Source organism: Enterobacter cloacae complex sp. P18RS (assembly GCF_014982105.1).
GTDB classification, from domain to species: domain Bacteria; phylum Pseudomonadota; class Gammaproteobacteria; order Enterobacterales; family Enterobacteriaceae; genus Enterobacter; species Enterobacter hormaechei_C.
The window spans coordinates 1-515 of record NZ_JADCKV010000043.1 but is presented as its reverse complement, the minus strand read 5'-3'; the positions used below and the strand labels follow the sequence as shown (position 1 = coordinate 515).

Sequence of the window (515 nt, the reverse complement as noted above, 5' to 3'; positions counted from 1 at the left end):
AACCTGCGGTTGGATCACCTCCTTACCTTAAAGAACCTGCCTTTGCAGTGCTCACACAGATTGTCTGATGAAAAACAGCAGTAAAAAACCTCTACAGGCTTGTAGCTCAGGTGGTTAGAGCGCACCCCTGATAAGGGTGAGGTCGGTGGTTCAAGTCCACTCAGGCCTACCAAATTTTTGCTGATGCTGCGTTGCGGCGACACTCACATACATAAGTATGCTTCGTGTCACCACGCCTTGCCTCAACAAAAATTACCGGTACAGAGGTGACTACGATGGGGCTATAGCTCAGCTGGGAGAGCGCCTGCCTTGCACGCAGGAGGTCTGCGGTTCGATCCCGCATAGCTCCACCATCTTTTACTGCGAACACAAGAAAACTTCAGAGTGAACCTGAAAAGGTGCACTGCGAAGTTTTGCTCTTTAAAAATCTGGATCAAGCTGAAAATTGAAACGACACACAGCTCATGTGTGTTCGAGTCTCTCAAATTTTCGCAATCAGAAGTGAAACATCATAG

Annotated in this window: 2 tRNA genes; both read left to right on the top strand. The window is 48.0% G+C overall.

From position 1 onward, the window contains the following. Positions 1 to 95 precede the first annotated feature (95 nt). Positions 96 to 172, top strand: a tRNA-Ile gene (locus INF61_RS22305). Between the two features lie 105 nt (positions 173 to 277). Beyond that, positions 278 to 353, top strand: a tRNA-Ala gene (locus INF61_RS22300). The last annotated feature ends 162 nt before the right edge of the window (positions 354 to 515 follow it).